Origin of the sequence: Sphingobium sp. B7D2B (assembly GCF_025961895.1) — a bacterium.
Classification (GTDB): domain Bacteria; phylum Pseudomonadota; class Alphaproteobacteria; order Sphingomonadales; family Sphingomonadaceae; genus Sphingobium.
The window spans coordinates 1035104-1054141 of the sequence record NZ_JAOQOM010000001.1; the positions used below are offsets into that span (position 1 = coordinate 1035104).

The following is a 19038-nucleotide window of genomic DNA, read 5'->3' on the forward strand; positions in this document are numbered from 1 at the left end:
GGCCTAGGGGCACTCGTATCTTCGCGAGTCTATCAACCGGTCAGCTTGGTGCTTTCCGGAGCGGGAAGGCCTGTGCCCCGCGCAGGGAGTTCGTTGGGGTGTCATCGGCTTATTTCATGGGGAACGGGGCCAGTGCCCTGGACGGCAAGGGGCGCTTCGCGCTGCCGATGTCGTTCCGCTCCGTCCTGAATGAGCACAGCACCCAGCCCGGCACCATGCTTGTTCGGGCTGACCCCACCCGCAAATATGTGTCGCTTTTCGGCAGCAAACAGCTCGATTTCTTTCAGAACAAGTTCGACGAGGCCGCCCGCATCGCCATGACCCGTGGCGAGGATTTCGACGCGGAAATGGCGGACGCGAACTTCTGGAGCACCATCAAGACCGTTACCATCGACTCCGGCGGCAGGTTCACCCTGCCGCCGGCTTTTCGGCGGTTGTACGGCATCACCGACGCGCTCTTCATTGTGGGGGGCGGCCGCCTCGTCCAGCTTTGGAGCCCCGAGCGCTTCCTCGCCGAGAATTCGGCGAACCTGCTTGCCATCGAGGAATGCGAAACCTTCCTCGATGAGCTCAAGGCCAAACGGGAGGAGCGCTGATGAGCGCGGCTTCCCTTGCGAACCCGCCGGCCGAGCCGCACCGCCCCGTGCTGCTCGACGAAGTGCTGGACGCGCTTGCCATTGCCCCTGGCGAGCGTCATGTCGACGGCACATTCGGTGCCGGCGGGTACAGCCGCGCCATGGCCGCGCGCGGCGCGCGGGTCATCGCGATCGATCAGGATCCTGACGCCATTGCCGAAGGGCAGGCGGTCGTCGCAGCCAGCGAGGGCGCGATCACGCTGCTCGCCGGCAATTTCGCGCAGATGGAACGGCTGCTGGCTGAGGCCGGTGTCGACGGCGTGGATGGCGTGACGCTGGATATCGGCGTCTCCTCGATGCAGCTTGATCGCGAGCGGCGCGGCTTCTCGTTCCGCTTTCCGGATGCCCCCCTGGATATGCGGATGAACCAGTCCGGCGAAACGGCAGCCGAATTTCTCAACCGCGTCGATGAGACCGAGCTGGCCGACATCCTCTATCATTATGGCGAGGAGCGGCAGTCGCGCCGTGTCGCGCGCGCCATCGTGGCGGCGCGCCCGCTGGCGACCATCGGCGATCTCGTCGGCGCGGTCCACAAGGCGCTCGGCAAGCGGCCCGGCGACAAGACCGATCCGGCGACGCGGACTTTCCAGGCGATCCGCATTCATCTCAATGGCGAGCTGGATGCGCTGGAGCGCGGTCTGGATGCCGCCGAGGCCGTGTTGCGCCCGGGCGGCCGGCTGGCGGTGGTGACCTTCCACAGCCTGGAAGATCGCATCGTCAAGAATTTCCTCCGCACGCGCAGCGGGCAGGAGGGTGCCGGCTCGCGCCACCGACCGGAAGTCAAATCCGCCGTGCGGCCGACCTTCCAGAAGCCCGCCCGCGCTGTTCGCCCCGGCGATGCCGAACTCAAGTCCAACCCCCGTGCGCGCTCCGCAACCCTGCGTAGCGCCATCCGAACTGAAGCCCCTGCCATGCACCAATCTGTGGGAGCACGATCATGATCGCCATCAAGCGCTTGCAAAGCATCATGTGGATTCTCGTGGTCGCCATGGGGGCGCTCGCCGCCTATCTGATCAGCCTGCAGGTTGCGACGGAGCGGAACGCGGTGCGGCATACGATCGACCAGATCCGCTGGACCCGCGCCGACATCCGCTATCTTGAGGCGGAATTCGGCGCGCGGGCAACCATGCGTCAGCTCCATGCCTGGAACACCAGCGACCTGCGCCTGTATGTGCCGGCGCCCGCGCAATATCTGCCCAATGAGCGCGCGCTCGCCAATCTGGACCGCATGGCGCCGGTGACCGGCGGCTATAGCCCGCCGCCCGTCATGACCGCGATGGCCCAGAACACCCCGCCTGCGCCGGTCGCGGCAGCGCCCGAAAAGCCGGCAGCGCGCAGCGGCGCAGATGTGGCCTCGGAGTTCGCCTTCATTCGCACCGCCTCGGCTGCCGAGCCCCGGCCGCCCGTGGCGGACGCTAAGGCGAAAACGGCGCCGGCAACGCGCGCGCCGGCAGAGGCTGCGGCGCGCCGCACTGTCGAGCCCGATCCGGCCTCCCGCAAGGCAGCCCGGCTGGCCCTGCTCGACAAGAAGCTGCTCGGCGGCCCGGCTCTAAGTGAAGCCATGGTGCCCTGATGGCCACCATTTTGGCGCGGCCGGAGCCGCGTTCCGAGAATCGGAAGCCGACAGATCTGGTCACGGTGGCCCACGGCCGGATCATGCTCCTCCTGCTTATTTTCGCCGCGATCACAATGGTGATGGCGGCGAAAATGGTCTGGATGGGCATCGATGCCGGCACCCAGGCCGAGCGCATGGCCAGCCCCATCCCGATTCCGGGGCGCGCCGATATTGTCGATCGCAACGGCGTGCCGCTGGCGCGCGATATCGACGGTTACGCCATTGCCGTGCGCCGCGACCGCCTGCTAGGCGATCCGCGCGATCTGGCCAAAAAGCTCCACGCGATCTTCCCCGACCAGTCCGAAGCGGATTTTTACGCCAAGCTGACCTCGGGCGGGCAGTGGAACTACCTCCGCACCCGCGCCGTCCCGCGCGACGTCGCCGCTGTGAACGCGTTGGGCGAGATCGGCATCGAGTTCCCGCGTGAGGCGGAGCGTCTGTATCCGCAGCGCACGCTGGCCGCGCACCTCATCGGCTTCGTCAATCGGGACGGGTTCGGTGCCATGGGCGTCGAGCGCGCGTTCGATGACCGGCTGACTGACGAAAAGACGCGCGGGCAGCCGCTGCAGCTCTCCATCGATAGCCGCGTTCAGGCCGCGCTGGAGGAAGAGCTTTCGCTCGGCATGGCGGAACAGAGCGCCAAGGGCGCCGTGGGCATCGTGCTGGATTCGCGCAATGGCGAAGTGATCGCGATGGCGTCTCTGCCCACATTCAATCCCAACCGCCTGGTGCCGGTCGAAGCGCCGATGGTGATGGGCCCGGACGGCCAAATGCGCAGGGGCCAGATCACCTGCGACATGTCGCCGCGCTGCAATCGCGTGGTTCAGGCGCGCTACGAGCTAGGCTCGACGTTCAAGCCGCTGTCCTTCGCCATCGCCATGGATGCGGGCGTCATCGTCAGCATGAGCAAGCGCTATGATGCCACGGCGCCGCTGCCCGTCGGGCGCTTCACCATCAAGGATGACCACCCACTGGGCCGCTGGCTGACGGTGCCGGAGGCGCTGGTGCACTCCAGCAACATCGTCACGGCCCGCATCGCCGATGAAATGGGGCAAAAGCCGCTTGAGGCTGCCTATCGCTCGCTGGAGTTCGACCGTCCGGCCACGGTGGAGCTGCGCGAACAGGCCGGCACGCTGTTCCCGTCGCGCTGGTATCGCACGACGATCATGACGACGGCCTATGGCCATGGCATCGCCGTGACGCCGATGCATCTGGCGAGCGCATATGCCGCTCTGGTGAATGGCGGCATCTGGCACCCCACCACCGTTCTCAAGCGCAAGCCGAATGAACAAGTGGCCGCCCGCCGGGTCTTCTCCGAGCAGACCAGCGCGAAGATGCGCCAGTTGCTGCGGATGATCGTGCAGACCGGCACCGGGCGCAATGCGGATGCCGAAGGCTATCGCGTCGGCGGCAAGACCGGAACGGCCGAGAAACCCAAGGATGGCGGCTATGCCCGTCGCTCGCTGGTCTCCACCTTCGCTGCGGCTTTCCCGATGGAAGCGCCGCGCTACGTCGTCATCGTCATGATGGACGAGCCGCAGGGTAGTGCGCGCTACCCGGGCATCCGCACGGCCGCTTATACGGCCGCCCCGGTGGTGAAGTCCTTCGTGTCGCGCGCCGCGCCGCTGCTGGGCGTCTATCCCGAGGCGTTCCGCGATGTCGACATTTCTGAGCTGACCCCGTTGGTCAAAGACGAAGAGGTGGCCGAATGATGCGCCTTTCCACGCTTGTGCCTGACTCGATTGATCCCGCCAAGGACGCCGAGGTGAGCGGCTTCGCGCTGGACCATCGCAAGGTGGCGCCCGGCGCCGTATTCGGCGCGTTTCGCGGCGCGCGGGTGAATGGCGAGGACTTTATCGACGCCGCCATCGCTGCGGGCGCCGTGGCTGTCGTCGCGGCGCCGGATGCGCGCGTGGCCGGCGTCCCCCACATCGCCGCCGAGGAACCGCGCCGCCTGTTCGCGAGCCTCGCGGCCCGCTATTATGCGCCCTATCCGCAGACGCTGGTCGCGGTCACCGGCACCAACGGCAAGACCTCGACGGTGGAGCTCACCCGGCAGCTTTGGCGCATGATGGGCCATGGCGCCGCGTCCATCGGCACGCTGGGCGTGACGACCGCCGTGGATCAGGTTTCGACCGGCCTCACGACCCCGGACGTGGTGACCTTCCTCTCCAATCTCGCCGGGCTCGCCAAGGAAGGCGTCGATCATGTCGCCTATGAGGCGTCGAGCCATGGGCTGGCCCAATATCGGGCCGAGGGGCCGCGCGTTGCGGCGGGCGCCTTCACCAATCTGAGCCGCGATCATCTCGATTATCACGGCACCATGGACATGTATTTCGCCGCCAAGATGCGGCTGTTCGACGAGGTTGTCGCCGACGACGGCGTCGCTGTCATCTGGGCCGATGACGAACGCTCTGCCGAAGTGATCGAGCATGTGCGTCGCCGGGGCTTGCAGTTGATGACCGTCGGTTCGGCCGGCGAGACGCTGCGGCTGGTGACGCAAACGCCGACGCATCTCGGGCAGACGCTTATGATCGAGGCGGAGGGCGGCACGCACAAGGTCGATCTGCCGCTCATCGGCGCCTATCAGGCCGCCAATGCGCTGGTTTCCGCCGGATTGGTCCTCGCAACCGGCGGTGCGCTGAAGACGGTGCTGGGATTGCTCTCGCGCGTGCAGCCGGTGCGCGGCCGGCTGGAACGCGCCGTCATCACCACTGCGGGTGCGCCGGTTTATGTCGATTACGCCCATACGCCCGACGGGCTGCGGGCGGCCATCGAAGCGCTGCGTCCGCATGTGCGCGGTCGGCTCATCACCGTGTTCGGCGCCGGCGGGGATCGTGATGCCGGCAAGCGCCCGCTGATGGGCGGCGTTGCCAGCGACCTGAGCGATGTCGTGATCGTCACCGATGACAATCCGCGCGGGGAAGACCCACAGGTGATCCGCGCCGCGATCATGGCCGGCGCGCCGGGCGCGCGGGAGATTGGCGGGCGACGGGCTGCCATTGCTGCCGCCATTGCCGAGGCGGGGCCGGACGATATCGTGCTGCTGGCCGGCAAGGGGCATGAGCAGGGCCAGATCATCGGCGACCGCGTGCTGCCGTTCGACGATGTCACCGTGGCGCGGGAATGCGCTGCATGAGCTTGTGGACCTCCGACGAGATCGCCGCAGCAACCGGCGGGACAGCCTCCACGGCCTTCGCGGTGGGCGGCGTCGCGTTCGATAGCCGCGAGGTCGCGACCGGCGATCTCTTCGTCGCGCTGCATGGCGAGAGCGCGGATGGTCACGCCTATATTCCAGGGGCGCTGGCGTCCGGCGCATCGGGGCTGCTGGTGGATCGGGCGGTCGAGGGGCCTTGCGTTCGCGTCGCCGACACCGCGAAGGGCCTCGATGATCTTGGCCGTGCCTCGCGCGAACGGACGTCGGCAAAAATCATCGGCGTCACCGGGTCGGTCGGCAAGACCGGGGTCAAGGAAGCGCTGTTCGGCGCGTTCGACCGGATGAGCCAGGGCGCCGCCCATCGTTCGCTCAAGAGCTACAATAATCATGTCGGCGTGCCGCTTTCGCTGGCGCGGATGCCGCGCGAGGCGCGCTATGGCGTGTTCGAGATGGGCATGAATCACGAGGGCGAGCTGCGCGCGCTGACCGCGCTCGTCCGCCCGCATGTCGCCATCGTCACGACTATTGCGCCCGCGCACATCGAATATTTCGGGACGGAAGAGAAGATCGCGCTGGCCAAGGCGGAGATATTCGAAGGCCTTGTCGAAGGCGGCACGGCGGTTATCCCCGCCGACTCACCCCATGGGCCGCTGCTGACCGACCACGCCCGTCGTCACGCCGGACAAGTCGTGACCTTCGGGCGCGATGCCGGCGCGGATGTCCGACTGATCGACGAAATGTCCGTGGGCGCTGCCGGCACCCGCATCACCGTGCAGACCCGCGCGACGCGCCTCAGTCTGGTGGTCGGAATGCCCGGTCGCCACTGGGTCAGCAATGCGCTGGGCGTGCTGGCCGTGGTCGAGGCGGCCGGTGGCGATCTGGCGCAGGCTGGGCTCGCGCTGGCGGAAATGACCGGGCTGCCGGGCCGGGGCGCGCGCCGCCCCATCGCAACCGCGGACGGTGGCGAGGCCTTGATCATCGATGAAGCCTATAACGCCAATCCCGCCTCCATGGCCGCCACATTGGCCCAGCTTGGCGAGGAGCGCGCGCAGCGGCGGATCGCGATACTGGGCGCGATGAAGGAGCTTGGCGACCAGTCCGCGCCGCTTCATGCGGGGCTGGCGCAGGCCATCCGCGATGCGAGGGTGGATGTGGCGCTTCTGGTCGGCGAGGAAATGGCACCGCTCGCCGATGCTCTGGCCGGCGAAATTTCCGTCGAGCATGTCGCAAATGTCGATCAGGCCGTTGAATTCGCACGCTTAACGGTCAAAAGCGGTGATGTGATGCTGGTCAAGGGGTCCAACAGTGTCGGACTTTCGCGACTTGTCGAACAGCTCGCAGCAAGCGAGGTGGCCTGATGCTTTATTGGCTCGCTGAACAACTGAATTTCCCAGGCATCTTCAACCTGGTCCGCTACCTCACATTCCGGGCCGGCGCCGCGATCATGACGGCGCTGATCATTGGGCTGGTGATCGGTCCCCGCTTCATTGGCTGGCTGCGCGTCCGCCAGGGCAAGGGGCAGCCGATCCGAGAGGATGGGCCGCAGACGCACTTCGTCAAGCGCGGCACGCCGACCATGGGCGGGTTGATGATCCTCACCGCCATGGCGAGCGCGGTGCTGCTGTGGATGAACGTCACCTCGGTCTATATCTGGGCCTGCCTCATCGTCACGCTGGGCTTTGGCGCCATCGGTTTCATGGACGATTATGACAAGGTGACCAAGGCGAGCCACAAGGGCCTCTCCGCCCGGGCGCGCCTGCTGGCGGAATTCGGCATCGCCGGTTTCGCCACCTGGCTGATCGTCAGCCAGAACGGCACCTTGCTGTATCTGCCCTTCTGGAGCGGCGGGGCGCTGGACCTCGGGCCGCTTTATTATCTGTTCGGCGCCTTCGTCATCGTCGCCTTCGGCAATGCCGTGAACCTCACCGACGGGCTGGACGGGCTGGCCTCCATGCCCGTGATCGTGGCCTCGATGGCCTTCATGCTCATCGTCTATCTGGTCGGCCGCGCCGATTATGCGGCCTATCTCGGCATTCCCCATGTGCCGGGCGCGGGCGATCTGGTGATCCTGTGCGGCGCGATTGTCGGGGCATGCCTCGCCTTCCTGTGGTTCAACGCGCCGCCGGCGGCGGTGTTCATGGGTGATACCGGCAGCCTCGCACTGGGCGGCACCATCGGCGTGATCGCCGTGGCGGCCCATCACGAGATCGTGCTGGCGGTCATCGGCGGCATCTTCGTGGTGGAGGCGATGTCGGTCGTCATTCAGGTGTTCTTCTACAAGCGCACCGGCAGAAGGGTGTTCCGCATGGCGCCCATCCATCATCATTTCGAGCAGCTTGGCTGGCCTGAATCCACCGTCGTAATCCGCTTCTGGATCGTCTCCTTCGTCCTCGCGCTCGCCGGTCTTGCGACTTTGAAGCTGCGATGATCATTTCCACCGCCTTTGCCGGCAAGCGCTATGCCGTTCTGGGGCTGGCCCGCTCCGGCCTCGCCACGGTCGATGCGCTGGCCGCCAGCGGTGCTCATGTCATCGCCTGGGACCAGCGCGAGGATGCGCGGGCACTGGTGGCCGACAAGGCTGAGCTGGGCGATCCGATGGAGATGGACCTGACCGGGCTGGACGCGCTGGTCGTATCGCCGGGCGTGCCGCTCAACCGTCATCCGGTCACATGCCGCGCGCGCGCCGCCGGCGTGCCGATCATCGGCGACATCGAGCTGTTCGCGCTGGCACGGTCGAGCCTGCCGGCGCATCGCGTGGTCGGCATCACCGGCACCAACGGCAAATCGACCACCACGGCGCTGATCGATCACATCGTGCGCACGGCGGGGCTGCCCTCGCGCATGGGCGGGAATATCGGCCTGCCCATTCTCGCGCAGGCCCCGCTGCCGGAGGGCGGCGTCTATGTGCTGGAGCTTTCCAGCTATCAGATCGATCTGACCTTCAGCCTCGATTGCGACGTGGCGGTGCTGCTCAACATCACGCCAGACCATCTCGACCGCTATGATGGCTTTGAGGGCTATGTCGCCTCCAAGCAGCGCCTCTTTGCCATGCAGTCGCCCGATCATCCGGCGATCATCGCGGTGGACGACGCGGTGACGCGGCGCATCGCCGATGCTCTGCCGCAGACCGTGCCCGTGACGGCCCAGTCGATTGCCGCCGAGGACCAGTCGCGCTGGCCGGCCTTGCAGGGGCCGCACAATGCGCAGAATGTCGCGGTCGCCAAGGCCGTGGCAGAGGCGCTGGGCATTGCGCCCGAGACGACGGCGCAGGCGCTGGCCAGCTATGTCAGCCTGCCGCATCGCATGCAGCGCGTGGCCGAGATCGACGGCGTGCTGTTCGTCAACGACAGCAAGGCGACCAACGCCGCCTCGACCGCACCGGCGCTCGCTGCCTGGCCACCGGTCGACGGACGGCCGCGCATCCACTGGATCCTCGGCGGTCTCGCCAAGTCGGATTCGCTCGATGAGTGCGCGGCGGGCTTCCCCAACATCGCGCGTGGCTACACCATCGGCGAGGCCGGGCCGCTGTTCGCCCGTCTGCTGGGTGAGGCCTCCGTGCCCGTCACCGAATGCGAGTTGATGGTCACGGCCGTGGCCGAGGCTGCCGCGCATGCGCAGCCGGGCGATATCGTCCTGCTTTCGCCGGCCTGCGCGTCGTTCGATCAGTTCCGGGATTTCGAGGCGCGGGGCGATGCCTTTGCGGCCGCCGTGGCCGCGCTTCGCGATAAAGCAGGGGCAGAAACGGGGGCAGGGGCATGAGCGAGCGCGGAGACGAAGGCGTGGTCATGGTCGAAGGCGAGGCGGCAAAGCCGGTTACCGCGCCGCCGCTCGATGTCGCCTTGTCTCCTTTGCGCGCCCGCCCCGGCAAGCCCATGCCGCGCGAGCGGACTGCGCTGGCGATCTGGTTCTGGGAGATCGACCGGGTGCTGCTCGGCCTCATCGTGGTGCTGATCGCGATCGGGCTGGTGGCGGTCGCGGCGGCCTCGCCCGTGGCGGCGGCCAAGCTGTCGACCCACTCGGCCTCGCTCTCGCCCCTCTATTTCTTCTATCGCCAGCTCATGTGGATCGGCCTCGGCCTGCCGCTGATGATCGTGATTTCCATGCTCCCGCGCACCCAGGCCCGCCGTTTGGCGGTCGGTCTGGCGGCGTTGTTCGCGGTGATGCTCGTGCTGGTGCCGATCATCGGGACAAGCGTGAACGGTGCCTCCCGCTGGCTGGGCAGCGGCGCCTTCCGCTTCCAGCCCTCGGAGTTTCTCAAGCCCTTCTTCGTCGTCGCCATTGCCTGGCTGCTGTCGCTGCGCGCGCGTGATCCGTCGCTGCCGGTGATCCCGCTGACGGGCATGTTGACCGGCATCGTCGCCCTACTGCTCATGCGGCAACCGGACTTTGGTCAGACGGTCATTTTCGTGGCCTGCTGGGGTGCGCTGCTGCTGGTGGGCGGCGCGTCGATCAAGCTCCTCTCGGGCTTTGCGTGCGGCGGCCTCGGCCTGTTCGTGCTGACCTATCTCTTCTACGACAATGGTCGCGAGCGCATCGATTCCTTCCTTAACCCGGTCGTCGATCCGGCGGCGGGGCCGGATCAGGTGCAGTTGGCCTATGCGACCATCACGCGCGGCGGCCTGACCGGCGTTGGTCCCGGCGGCGGCACCGCCAAGTTCAATCTGCCCGAGGCCCATACCGACTATATTTTCTCGGTGATCGGCGAGGAGTTCGGCCTAATCGCCTGCATCGCCATCGCGCTCGTCTATCTCGCCATCATCGTGCGGGTCCTGCTGCGGCTGCTGGATGAGGAAGATCCATTCATCGTCATGGCAACCTCCGGCCTTGTCTTCGTGATGGGCGTGCAGGCGGTCATCAACATGGGCGTGAACATTCACATCTTCCCTTCCAAGGGCATGACGCTGCCGTTCATCAGCTATGGCGGCTCGTCGATGATTGCCTTGTGCTCGGGCATCGGCCTGCTGCTGGCCTTCACCCGGCGGAACCCGTATATGTCGCGCTCCCCCTACGTCGTCACATGGAGCGGGCGATGAGCCTTTTTCGGCATTATGTTCTGGCTGCCGGTGGCACGGGTGGGCACATGGTCCCCGCCCACGCCATTGCGCAGGAGCTTATGGCGCGGGGCCACCGCGTCGCCCTGATCACGGACGAACGCGGCGCCAAGATTCCGGGCCTGTTCGAGGATGTGCAGACGCATGTGCTGCCAGCGGGCCGCATGTCCGGCGGCATTTCTGGTTGGATCAGGGGCTTCAAGGCCATTCTCGAAGGGCGCGCCATGGCCCGGCAGCTTTATTCGACCTTCGAGCCGGCCGCCGTGGTGGGCTTCGGCGGCTATCCGGCGCTGCCGGCGATGCTCGGCGCCTTTGCGGAAGGCATACCGGCGATCGTGCATGAGCAGAACGCGGTGCTCGGCCGCGTCAACCGGCTGGTGGCCCGCAAGGTCGCTGCCATCGCAACCGCTTATCCTGATGTGAAGCGTCTGGCCAAACGCCACGCGGACAAGACCTATCTGGTCGGCAATCCGGTGCGGGAGTCCGTTCTGGCCCTGCGCGACGAGCCGTTCCCGGTCTTCTCAGATGAGAGCGTGCTGCGCCTGCTGGTCACTGGCGGCAGCCAGGGCGCGTCGATCCTCTCGCAAGTCGTGCCGGCCGGGCTGGGCATGTTGCCGATCAGCCTGCGTCGGCGCCTGCAGGTCACCCAGCAATGCCGGCCCGAGGACATCGAGCAGGTCCGAGCGCTCTATGCCGAGATGGAAATTCCCGCCGATCTGGCGACCTATATCGAGGACATGCCGACCAAGCTCGCCTGGTCGCACCTCGTAATCGGGCGCGCCGGCGCCTCGACCATTGCCGAACTCACCGCCGCGGGGCGCCCCGCCATCCTCATACCTTTGCCGAGTGCCATGGATAACCACCAAGCCTATAATGTCCTCGAGATGGTGAAGGCGGGCGGCGCCCGCGCGATCGATCAAAGCAAGTTCACCCCCGCCGAACTGGCGCGCCAGATGCAGAAGCTGGCGATGGAACCGGGCGCGCTCCAGAACGCCGCCAAGCGCGCGCATCGTTGCGGCCGCCCGGATGCGGTGAAGGACATGTGCGACCTCATCGAGAGCTTCGGCCCCGCGCCGCAGACCATCGACACCGTGCGGGCCGCCGAGGCGCCGCGCATGGCCGGCCTCGCGGGAGCGGGCGCATGAAGGGCGTCGGCACGGATATCGGCACGATCCATTTCATCGGTATCGGCGGCATCGGCATGTCCGGCATCGCCGAGGTGATGCACAATATGGGTTACAGCGTGCAGGGCAGTGACATGTCGGAAGGCTATGTCATCCAGCATCTGCGCGATCTCGGCATCAATGTGATGATCGGCCACAAGGCCGAGAATCTGGGCGATGCCGCCGTGGTGGTGACCTCCACCGCGATCAAGCGGGGCAACCCGGAAGTGGAACTGGCGCTGGAGAACCGCGTGCCGGTCATCCGCCGCGCCGAGATGCTGGCCGAACTGATGCGGCTCAAATCCACCGTCGCGGTGGCCGGCACGCACGGCAAGACGACGACGACCTCGATGATCGCCGCGCTGCTGGATGCCGGCGGCATCGACCCCACCGTCATCAATGGCGGCATCATCAACAGCTACGGTTCCAACGCGCGCCTAGGCAACAGCGACTGGATGGTGGTCGAGGCCGATGAGAGCGATGGCAGCTTCCTGCGGCTGGACGGTACCTATGCCGTCGTCACCAACATCGATCCCGAGCATCTCGATCATTATGGCTCGTTCGATGCGGTGAAGGATGCATTCGTCGAGTTTGTCGAGAATGTGCCCTTCTATGGCGCGGCCATGCTCTGCCTGGATCACCCGGAAGTGCAGGCGATCCTGCCGCGCGTGCAGGACCGGCGCATCGTGACCTATGGCTTTTCCGCCCAGGCCGACCTGCGCGGCGAGAATGTCCGGCCCGTTCCAAGCGGCAATATGTTCGACGTGCAGATCCGCGAGCGTGATGGCTCGACGCGACGCATTGCGGACATCACCATGCCGATGCCCGGCCGGCACAATGTGCTGAATGCCATGGCGGCCATCGGCGTCGCCCTGCAGATGGGCATTGACGATACGACCATCCAGACTGGCTTCGCCAGCTTCGGCGGCGTCAAGCGGCGCTTCACCAAGGTGGGCGAGATCGAGACGGGCGCCGGCAGGGCCGTCGTGATCGATGATTATGGCCATCACCCGGTGGAAATCCGCGCGGTCCTCGCAGCGGCTCGCGAGGGTGCGCAGGGCCGGGTGATCGCCGTGGTGCAGCCCCACCGCTTCACGCGGCTGCGCGATCTGATGGACGAGTTCCAGCAATCCTTCAACGATGCCGACATGGTCTATGTTTCGCCCGTCTATCCGGCCGGCGAGCAACCGATCGACGGCGTGGATGCCGATGCGCTGGTCGCCGGCCTCAAGCGTCGCGGCCATCGCGCGGCGCAGACCATCGGCGATGCCGATGCGCTCGCCGCGGCCCTCGCCGCGGATCTGAAGGCCGATGACATGATCGTCTGCCTCGGCGCGGGCGACATCACCAAATGGGCGGCTGGTCTGGCGCCGGCCATCGCGGCATCGGGCGAGGGGCGCGGCTGATGTGGGAGCTGATGCGCATTGGCCTGGAGATGCAGGAACGGATGATCGAGGTGCATGGCAAGAGCCTCGACATGGCGCGCGAGATGATCGACGCCGTCGAGAGCCATGCCGCCATGGGGCCGAAGGGCATGGGGCAGGCCGCGCTCGACATGGGCGAAGCCATGAACCGCGCCGGCAAGGCCCAGGCCGATCTGATCGGGCGTTGGTCCAGCTGGTGGAGCGGTCGCTCCTGATGAATCCTACCGCTTCCGTGAACGTCGATCGACACCTGAACCCCGACGGCATTGCCGTGCGGGGCAAGCTGACGCGCGGTGCGCCGCTCGCGCCGTTGGTGTGGTTCAAGGCAGGCGGTGCGGCGGATTGGCTGTTCGAGCCGGCGGACGCGGATGACCTCGCGCAGTTCCTCTCGGCGCTGGACCTGTCGGTGCCGGTGATGGCGCTGGGCCTTGGGTCCAATATGATCGTTCGCGATGGCGGCGTGCCGGGCGTGGTGGTGCGGCTGGGCAAAGCCTTCGCGCGCGTCGAGCAGAGCGCGCCGCAGACGCTGCGGTGCGGCGGGGGCGCCTCGGGCATTCTGGTCTCCTCCACCGCACGCGATGCAGGCATTGGCGGGCTTGAGTTTCTCCGCTCCATCCCCGGCACGGTCGGGGGCTTCGTGCGCATGAATGGCGGTGCTTATGGCCGGGAGGTGAAGGACATTCTGGTCGAGGCAGAGGTCATCCTGCGCTCCGGCGAGCGTGTTGTGCTGCCGCTGGACGCGCTCGGCTTCACCTATCGACATTCGACGCTACCCGAAGGTGCGGTGGTGATCGCGGCAACATTCCGCGGCGTGCCGGCCGAGCCGGCGGCCATTCAGGCGGAGATGGACCGGATCGCGGCCGCGCGGGAAGAATCGCAGCCGCTGCGCAGCAAGACGGGTGGATCGACCTTCAAGAACCCGCCGGGCGAAAAGGCCTGGGCGCTGGTCGACCGGGCCGGCTGCCGGGGCCTGAGCCTTGGCGGGGCGCAAGTGAGCGAGAAGCACACCAATTTCCTCATCAACATCGGCGGGGCGACCAGTGCGGACATCGAGTCCCTTGGCGAGGAAGTGCGCCGTCGCGTGCAGGCAGAAAGTGGCATAACCCTCGAATGGGAGATTCAGCGCGTGGGGCGTTCGGCGCAGGAGCAGGGACAATGAGCATCAAGCGTCTCAAGGTCGCCGTGCTCATGGGGGGCTGGGCCGCCGAGCGGCATGTCTCGCTGTCGAGCGCGAAGGGCATCATCCAGGCGCTGGAAGAGCGCGGCCATGAGGTCGTGCCTATCGATCTGGGCGCCACCCGGGCGGAGGGCCGTGATTTTCCGGCCAAGCTCATCGCGGCCAATCCCGACATCGTGTTCAATGCCCTGCATGGCGTGCCGGGCGAGGATGGCACTGTCCAGGGGCTGATGGACATCATGGGCTTCGCCTACACGCATAGCGGTCTGGCAACCTCGGTCATCGCCATCGACAAGCAGCTCACCAAGCAGCATCTCGTGCCCCATGGCATCCCGATGCCCGGCGGCCATGTCGTCGAATGCGAGAGCCTGTTCGCCGGCGATCCCTTGCCGCGCCCCTATGTGCTCAAGCCGGTCAACGAAGGCTCGTCGGTCGGCGTCGCCATCGTCACGGAAGAGGGCAATTACGGCAATCCGATCGCGCGCGATGCGGTGGGGCCGTGGCAGGATTTCGACCAACTGCTGGCCGAGCCGTTCATTCGCGGCCGTGAGCTGACTGTGGCTGTGCTCGGCGATCGGGCGCTGGCGGTGACGGAGCTGCGCCCCAAGAGCGGCTTCTACGATTATGACGCGAAATACACCGATGGCCTGACCGACCATATCTGCCCGGCGCCCGTCCCGGCCGAGATGGCTGCGGCGATGATGGACATTGCGCTGCGGGCGCATCGTCTGCTCGGCTGCAAGGGCACGTCGCGCTCGGACTTCCGCTGGGATGACGAGCGCGGGCTCGATGGCCTGTATCTGCTGGAAGTGAACACGCAGCCCGGCATGACGGCGTTGAGCCTGGTGCCCGAGCAGGCGAAATATTTGGGCATGGGCTATGGCGAACTCGTAGAGAGCATCATCGCCGAGGCTCTGGCGGACCGTGGGGGGAAGCAATGAACAGCGCGACGATCAAGCGCGGCTCGGCGAGCGGCGCGCGCGGCGGCCGGGCCGGCCGCAAGCCGCGGCGGGCGAGGAGCAATCTGGACAAGCTGCTCGACTATGTTCCGCTCAGTCCGGCGCAGATCAATCGGCTGATGACCTGGGGGATCGGCCTGGTCCTTTTCATCCTGCTGTGGGTCACCGCCAGCTTCATGGGCTTGCCGGCGATGCTGCGCGCCGAGGTGAACGATCTCGCCGGGCGCGCAGGCTTTGCCGTCGCCAAGATCGAGGTGCGCGGGCTCGAGCGCATGGACGAGATGCAGGTCTCCGACATCGCGGTGAAATATGTCGAGCGTTCGATGCTGGCGGTCGATCTCGACAATCTGCGCAGCGAGGTCATGCGGCTGGGCTGGGTGAAGGAGGCGCGGATTTCCCGCCGTCTGCCCGATGCGCTGATCGTCGATGTGGTCGAGCGGCAACCGGCTGCGGTCTGGCAGAATGGCGGGCAACTGATGCTGGTGGACGCCGCAGGCGTCGCGCTTGGCCCGGTCGAGGCCAATGCCTTGCCCGATCTGCCCCTGGTGGTGGGGCCGGATGCCAACAAGCGGACCAAGGCACTGGCCGAACTGATGAACGCCGCGCCGGCCCTCAAGCCGATGCTCGCGGGCGCGACCTGGGTTGGCGGGCGCCGCTGGGATCTGCGCTTTCAGTCGGGTGAGCAACTGATGCTCCCAGAGGGCGATGCGGATGCTGCGGCAGCACTGGTCAACTTCGCGCGCATGGATGGCGTCGACCGGCTGCTCGGGCGCGGGGTGCTGCGGTTCGACATGCGCGATCCCGCGCGATTCGTGCTGCGCCTGCCGCCGGGCAAGAAAGAGGATGAAGCGCCGGCGGTGACGTCGGCCAAGGATGCGGCGGTCGTAACGTCCGGCGAGAAGGATCGATCGACGACCTCTGCATCGGGTGGGGAGGGCTAAGCATGGCGGCGCGCAATGATGGGCTGATTACCGCGATCGACATTGGCACCTGGAAGGTGTCGGCGCTGATCGCGCGCAAGCAGGAGGACGGCACGCTGGCGGTGTTGGGCACCGGTCAGCGCGAGAGCCGGGGCGTGCGCCGGGGTTTCGTGGTCGACATGGAACGGACCGAACTGGCCGTGCGCGAGACGGTCGAGCAGGCCGAGAAGGTCGCCGGCACCAATATCGAGAAGGTCATTCTGAGCTTCTCCGGCGGCAGCATCGAGAGCAAGGTCGAGCCGGTCGAGATCAATGTCGGCGGTCGGCGGATCGAGCAGGCCGATATCGAGAGCCTGTACGATCAGGCGCGTGAGCGGATCGATCCGGGCGGCCGGGTCATCCTGCAGGCGCAGCCGACGCTCTACACCATCGACGGGATGCGCGGCGTCGCGCGGCCGATGGGGCTTCATGCCGATCAGCTCGGCGTCGATATTCATGTGGTGCTGGCGGATAGCGCGCCGTTGCGGAACCTCGAGACGAGCGTGCGCGGCGCCTATCTCGATGTGCAGAGCATCATCGCCGCGCCGGTCGCCACGGCTGCGGCCTGCCTCTCCGACGAAGAGCGCGATCTTGGCGTTGCCTTGGTCGAGCTCGGCGCGGGCGTCACCAATGTCTCGCTGCACATTGGCGGCATGCTGGTGGGCTTCAAATCCATCCCTATCGGTGCGGCGGACGTGACGGACGATATCGCCTCCGCCTTCGGCATTCGCCGCAGTCAGGCCGAGCGGATGAAGTGCTTTTACGGCTCGGCCATGCAGTCGCGCCGGGATTTTCGTGAGATCATCGAGATCGCGCCCGCCGCCAGCAGCGCCGAGCAGACCGAAGCGCGCCGCGTGACTCGCGCCGAACTGGTCGGGGTGATTTGCGAGCGGCTGAACCGGCTGATGGCGGAGGTCAACAAGGCACTGGGCGAGATGGGCTTCCACTCGCCGGTCGGGCGCCAGGTCGTGCTGACTGGCGGCGGCGCGGAGCTCAAGGGCATGGCGGATTACGCGCAGACCGCGCTCGGGCGCGCCGTGCGGATCGGCCGCCCCAAGCTGCTCGATGCCATGCCCGAGGCGCATCGTGGCCCGGCTTTCGCGACGCTCGCCGGCCTCGCGCTCTATGCATCGAAGGAGCGGCAGGATCTGCTGCAGCGGCCTTTGCGCGAGCAGCGCGTCCACACGACGCGCGGCGGAGCGGTCGTCCAGCGGCTGATCGCGGCGTTGCGGGCAGGCTATTAAGGTCAGGCCGCAACATATTGTGGATGAGCGGTTAAAAAGAACGTGAATTGGCGGCTCATCTGGTGCATGAATCCCGACAAGGTGACGGTGCGGTTTGCACCCGGAGGAGATAGTTGATGAGCATTGAAATCGGTCCGCCCCATGTGGACGAGCTGAAGCCGCGGATTACCGTTATCGGCGTCGGCGGGGCGGGCGGAAATGCGATTGCCAACATGATTGGCGCGTCCGTGGATGGGGTCGACTTCATTGTCGCCAACACGGATGCTCAAGCGCTTAATGCCTCTCCTGCGGAACGCCGCATCCAGCTTGGCCCGCGCATTACCGAGGGTCTCGGCGCCGGTTCGCGCCCCGACATCGGCCGCGCCGCCGCAGAAGAAACCATTGCGGAAGTGCAGGAGGCGCTTGAGGGCGTCCACATGTGCTTCATCGCGGCCGGCATGGGCGGCGGCACCGGCACCGGCGCAGCGCCGGTCATCGCCAAGGCCGCGCGTGAAAAGGGCATTCTGACAGTCGGCGTGGTCACCAAGCCGTTTACCTTTGAAGGCTCGCGCCGCATGCGTTCGGCAGACTCGGGCATCGAGGAGCTGCAGAAGCACGTCGATACGCTGATCGTCATTCCGAACCAGAATCTGTTCCTGATCGCCAACCCGAACACGACCTTCAAGGAAGCGTTCGAGATGGCCGACGAAGTGCTGCAGCAGGGCGTGCGCGGCATCACCGATCTCATGGTCATGCCCGGCCTCATCAACCTCGACTTTGCCGACGTCCGCTCCGTGATGGAAGAGATGGGCAAGGCCATGATGGGCACCGGCGAGGCCGAAGGCGACGGGCGCGCGCTCGAAGCTGCCGAGAAGGCGATTGCCAATCCGCTGCTCGATGGCGTCTCGATGCGTGGCGCCAAGGGCGTCATCGTCTCCATCGTGGGTGGCGAGGATATGCGCCTGATGGAAGTCGACGAGGCTGCCAACCACATCCGCGAGCTGGTCGATCCCGATGCGAACATCATCTGGGGTTCGGCATTCAACGAGCAGTTGAACGGCAAGATCCGGGTCTCCGTCGTCGCGACGGGCATCGACAATGAAGCGAGCGCCGCGGCGCAGGCCCGCAGCCAGCCGTTCAAGCTGGGCGATGTGGGTGTCGCCGCCGCGCCGCGTCAGGCCGCACCTGCCGTGTCGGCCCCGGCCAATCTCGTCCGCCCGGAGGCTGCCCCCGCGCCGCGTTATGAGGACGGGTTGGACCTTGGCGGCGTCGCGCCGGCGCGAAACGAGTCGTTCGCCCCGGCTCCGGCCCCGACCAGCGAGGCACCTGCCAGCTTCCAGGCGCCCAAGCCGGAAGAGCCCAAGCCTGCCCCGCGCTTTGCGGCATCGACCTTCGACGACATCACCGGCGAGGATGAGCTGGTGCTCGACAACAGCGTCTCGCCGGAGCCGCCGCTTCGGGTAGAGCCGCCGCAGCCCGCCGAGGAGCCGGCCAGCAAGGGTACGAGCGGCGGCACGCTGTTCGAGCGCATGTCGCAGCTGGCCCGTGGCCAGGCACGGCAGGGCAATGCCGAAGAGAGCGAGAGCGAGCGGGATCGCACCGAATTCGAGGTGCCGCGCTTCCTCAATCGCCAGAACAACCAGTAACACTGTGCACGGCGGGACGCAGCCCGTCC

The 19038-nt window shown here is 66.7% G+C and carries 17 protein-coding genes; all 17 read left to right on the forward strand.

The window, feature by feature from the left end; all coding sequences use genetic code 11:
* Positions 1-116: 116 nt before the first annotated feature.
* Positions 117-596 carry a division/cell wall cluster transcriptional repressor MraZ gene (locus tag M2341_RS04590; protein ID WP_220128503.1) on the forward strand — a complete coding sequence of 160 codons (480 nt, stop codon included), beginning with the start codon at positions 117-119 and terminating at the stop codon, positions 594-596.
* A complete protein-coding gene (gene rsmH / locus M2341_RS04595; RefSeq protein ID WP_264584391.1) occupies positions 596-1576 on the forward strand; it encodes a 16S rRNA (cytosine(1402)-N(4))-methyltransferase RsmH in 981 nt (326 codons plus the stop codon). The genes M2341_RS04590 and rsmH overlap by 1 nt, the downstream gene beginning before the upstream one ends.
* Entirely contained in the window at positions 1573-2208 is a 636-nt protein-coding gene (locus tag M2341_RS04600) for a colicin transporter (RefSeq protein WP_264584392.1), read from the forward strand. The genes rsmH and M2341_RS04600 overlap by 4 nt, the downstream gene beginning before the upstream one ends.
* Positions 2208-3962 (forward strand): peptidoglycan D,D-transpeptidase FtsI family protein, encoded by a 1755-nt coding sequence (locus M2341_RS04605; protein ID WP_264578308.1) that lies wholly within the window; start codon positions 2208-2210, stop codon positions 3960-3962. Before M2341_RS04600 ends, M2341_RS04605 begins: the two co-directional genes overlap by 1 nt.
* Positions 3962-5389: a UDP-N-acetylmuramoyl-L-alanyl-D-glutamate--2,6-diaminopimelate ligase gene (locus M2341_RS04610; protein WP_413715689.1), complete on the forward strand. Its 1428-nt coding sequence runs from the start codon at positions 3962-3964 to the stop codon at positions 5387-5389. Before M2341_RS04605 ends, M2341_RS04610 begins: the two co-directional genes overlap by 1 nt.
* On the forward strand, positions 5386-6765 hold the full coding sequence (locus M2341_RS04615; RefSeq protein ID WP_264584394.1) for a UDP-N-acetylmuramoyl-tripeptide--D-alanyl-D-alanine ligase: 1380 nt from the start codon (positions 5386-5388) through the stop codon (positions 6763-6765). The genes M2341_RS04610 and M2341_RS04615 overlap by 4 nt, the downstream gene beginning before the upstream one ends.
* Positions 6765-7835 carry a phospho-N-acetylmuramoyl-pentapeptide-transferase gene (gene mraY / locus M2341_RS04620; RefSeq protein ID WP_264584395.1) on the forward strand — a complete coding sequence of 357 codons (1071 nt, stop codon included), beginning with the start codon at positions 6765-6767 and terminating at the stop codon, positions 7833-7835. Before M2341_RS04615 ends, mraY begins: the two co-directional genes overlap by 1 nt.
* On the forward strand, positions 7832-9166 hold the full coding sequence (murD, locus tag M2341_RS04625) for a UDP-N-acetylmuramoyl-L-alanine--D-glutamate ligase (RefSeq protein ID WP_264584396.1): 1335 nt from the start codon (positions 7832-7834) through the stop codon (positions 9164-9166). Before mraY ends, murD begins: the two co-directional genes overlap by 4 nt.
* A gap of 113 nt (positions 9167-9279) precedes the next feature.
* Positions 9280-10440: a putative lipid II flippase FtsW gene (gene ftsW / locus M2341_RS04630; protein ID WP_264572369.1), complete on the forward strand. Its 1161-nt coding sequence runs from the start codon at positions 9280-9282 to the stop codon at positions 10438-10440.
* Positions 10437-11603, forward strand: a complete 1167-nt coding sequence (gene murG / locus M2341_RS04635) for an undecaprenyldiphospho-muramoylpentapeptide beta-N-acetylglucosaminyltransferase (protein ID WP_264576428.1) — start codon at positions 10437-10439, stop codon at positions 11601-11603. Before ftsW ends, murG begins: the two co-directional genes overlap by 4 nt.
* Entirely contained in the window at positions 11600-13027 is a 1428-nt protein-coding gene (gene murC, locus M2341_RS04640) for a UDP-N-acetylmuramate--L-alanine ligase (RefSeq protein WP_264584397.1), read from the forward strand. Before murG ends, murC begins: the two co-directional genes overlap by 4 nt.
* The gene (locus M2341_RS04645; RefSeq protein WP_181558866.1) at positions 13027-13260 is read left to right on the forward strand and encodes a hypothetical protein; all 234 of its coding nucleotides are present in this window, start codon (positions 13027-13029) and stop codon (positions 13258-13260) included. The genes murC and M2341_RS04645 overlap by 1 nt, the downstream gene beginning before the upstream one ends.
* Complete coding sequence (murB, locus tag M2341_RS04650; RefSeq protein ID WP_264584398.1) at positions 13260-14204, forward strand: UDP-N-acetylmuramate dehydrogenase; 945 nt, start codon at positions 13260-13262, stop codon at positions 14202-14204. Before M2341_RS04645 ends, murB begins: the two co-directional genes overlap by 1 nt.
* Positions 14201-15163 carry a D-alanine--D-alanine ligase gene (locus M2341_RS04655; RefSeq protein ID WP_264584399.1) on the forward strand — a complete coding sequence of 321 codons (963 nt, stop codon included), beginning with the start codon at positions 14201-14203 and terminating at the stop codon, positions 15161-15163. Before murB ends, M2341_RS04655 begins: the two co-directional genes overlap by 4 nt.
* Entirely contained in the window at positions 15160-16122 is a 963-nt protein-coding gene (locus tag M2341_RS04660) for a cell division protein FtsQ/DivIB (protein ID WP_264584400.1), read from the forward strand. Before M2341_RS04655 ends, M2341_RS04660 begins: the two co-directional genes overlap by 4 nt.
* A 2-nt stretch (positions 16123-16124) precedes the next feature.
* The gene (gene ftsA / locus M2341_RS04665; RefSeq protein WP_264569595.1) at positions 16125-17384 is read left to right on the forward strand and encodes a cell division protein FtsA; all 1260 of its coding nucleotides are present in this window, start codon (positions 16125-16127) and stop codon (positions 17382-17384) included.
* A gap of 116 nt (positions 17385-17500) precedes the next feature.
* Positions 17501-19009: a cell division protein FtsZ gene (ftsZ, locus tag M2341_RS04670; protein WP_264569596.1), complete on the forward strand. Its 1509-nt coding sequence runs from the start codon at positions 17501-17503 to the stop codon at positions 19007-19009.
* Positions 19010-19038 lie beyond the last annotated feature (29 nt).

Excerpts from the sequence above, each read along its gene's own strand:
- M2341_RS04590 (WP_220128503.1), top strand. The coding sequence starts at position 117 with ATGGGGAACGGGGCCAGTGCCCTGGACGGCAAGGGGCGCTTCGCGCTG.
- rsmH (WP_264584391.1), top strand. The coding sequence starts at position 596 with ATGAGCGCGGCTTCCCTTGCGAACCCGCCGGCCGAGCCGCACCGCCCC.
- M2341_RS04600 (WP_264584392.1), top strand. The coding sequence starts at position 1,573 with ATGATCGCCATCAAGCGCTTGCAAAGCATCATGTGGATTCTCGTGGTC.
- M2341_RS04605 (WP_264578308.1), top strand. The coding sequence starts at position 2,208 with ATGGCCACCATTTTGGCGCGGCCGGAGCCGCGTTCCGAGAATCGGAAG.
- M2341_RS04610 (WP_413715689.1), top strand. The coding sequence starts at position 3,962 with ATGCGCCTTTCCACGCTTGTGCCTGACTCGATTGATCCCGCCAAGGAC.
- M2341_RS04615 (WP_264584394.1), top strand. The coding sequence starts at position 5,386 with ATGAGCTTGTGGACCTCCGACGAGATCGCCGCAGCAACCGGCGGGACA.
- mraY (WP_264584395.1), top strand. The coding sequence starts at position 6,765 with ATGCTTTATTGGCTCGCTGAACAACTGAATTTCCCAGGCATCTTCAAC.
- murD (WP_264584396.1), top strand. The coding sequence starts at position 7,832 with ATGATCATTTCCACCGCCTTTGCCGGCAAGCGCTATGCCGTTCTGGGG.
- ftsW (WP_264572369.1), top strand. The coding sequence starts at position 9,280 with ATGCCGCGCGAGCGGACTGCGCTGGCGATCTGGTTCTGGGAGATCGAC.
- murG (WP_264576428.1), top strand. The coding sequence starts at position 10,437 with ATGAGCCTTTTTCGGCATTATGTTCTGGCTGCCGGTGGCACGGGTGGG.
- murC (WP_264584397.1), top strand. The coding sequence starts at position 11,600 with ATGAAGGGCGTCGGCACGGATATCGGCACGATCCATTTCATCGGTATC.
- M2341_RS04645 (WP_181558866.1), top strand. The coding sequence starts at position 13,027 with ATGTGGGAGCTGATGCGCATTGGCCTGGAGATGCAGGAACGGATGATC.
- murB (WP_264584398.1), top strand. The coding sequence starts at position 13,260 with ATGAATCCTACCGCTTCCGTGAACGTCGATCGACACCTGAACCCCGAC.
- M2341_RS04655 (WP_264584399.1), top strand. The coding sequence starts at position 14,201 with ATGAGCATCAAGCGTCTCAAGGTCGCCGTGCTCATGGGGGGCTGGGCC.
- M2341_RS04660 (WP_264584400.1), top strand. The coding sequence starts at position 15,160 with ATGAACAGCGCGACGATCAAGCGCGGCTCGGCGAGCGGCGCGCGCGGC.
- ftsA (WP_264569595.1), top strand. The coding sequence starts at position 16,125 with ATGGCGGCGCGCAATGATGGGCTGATTACCGCGATCGACATTGGCACC.
- ftsZ (WP_264569596.1), top strand. The coding sequence starts at position 17,501 with ATGAGCATTGAAATCGGTCCGCCCCATGTGGACGAGCTGAAGCCGCGG.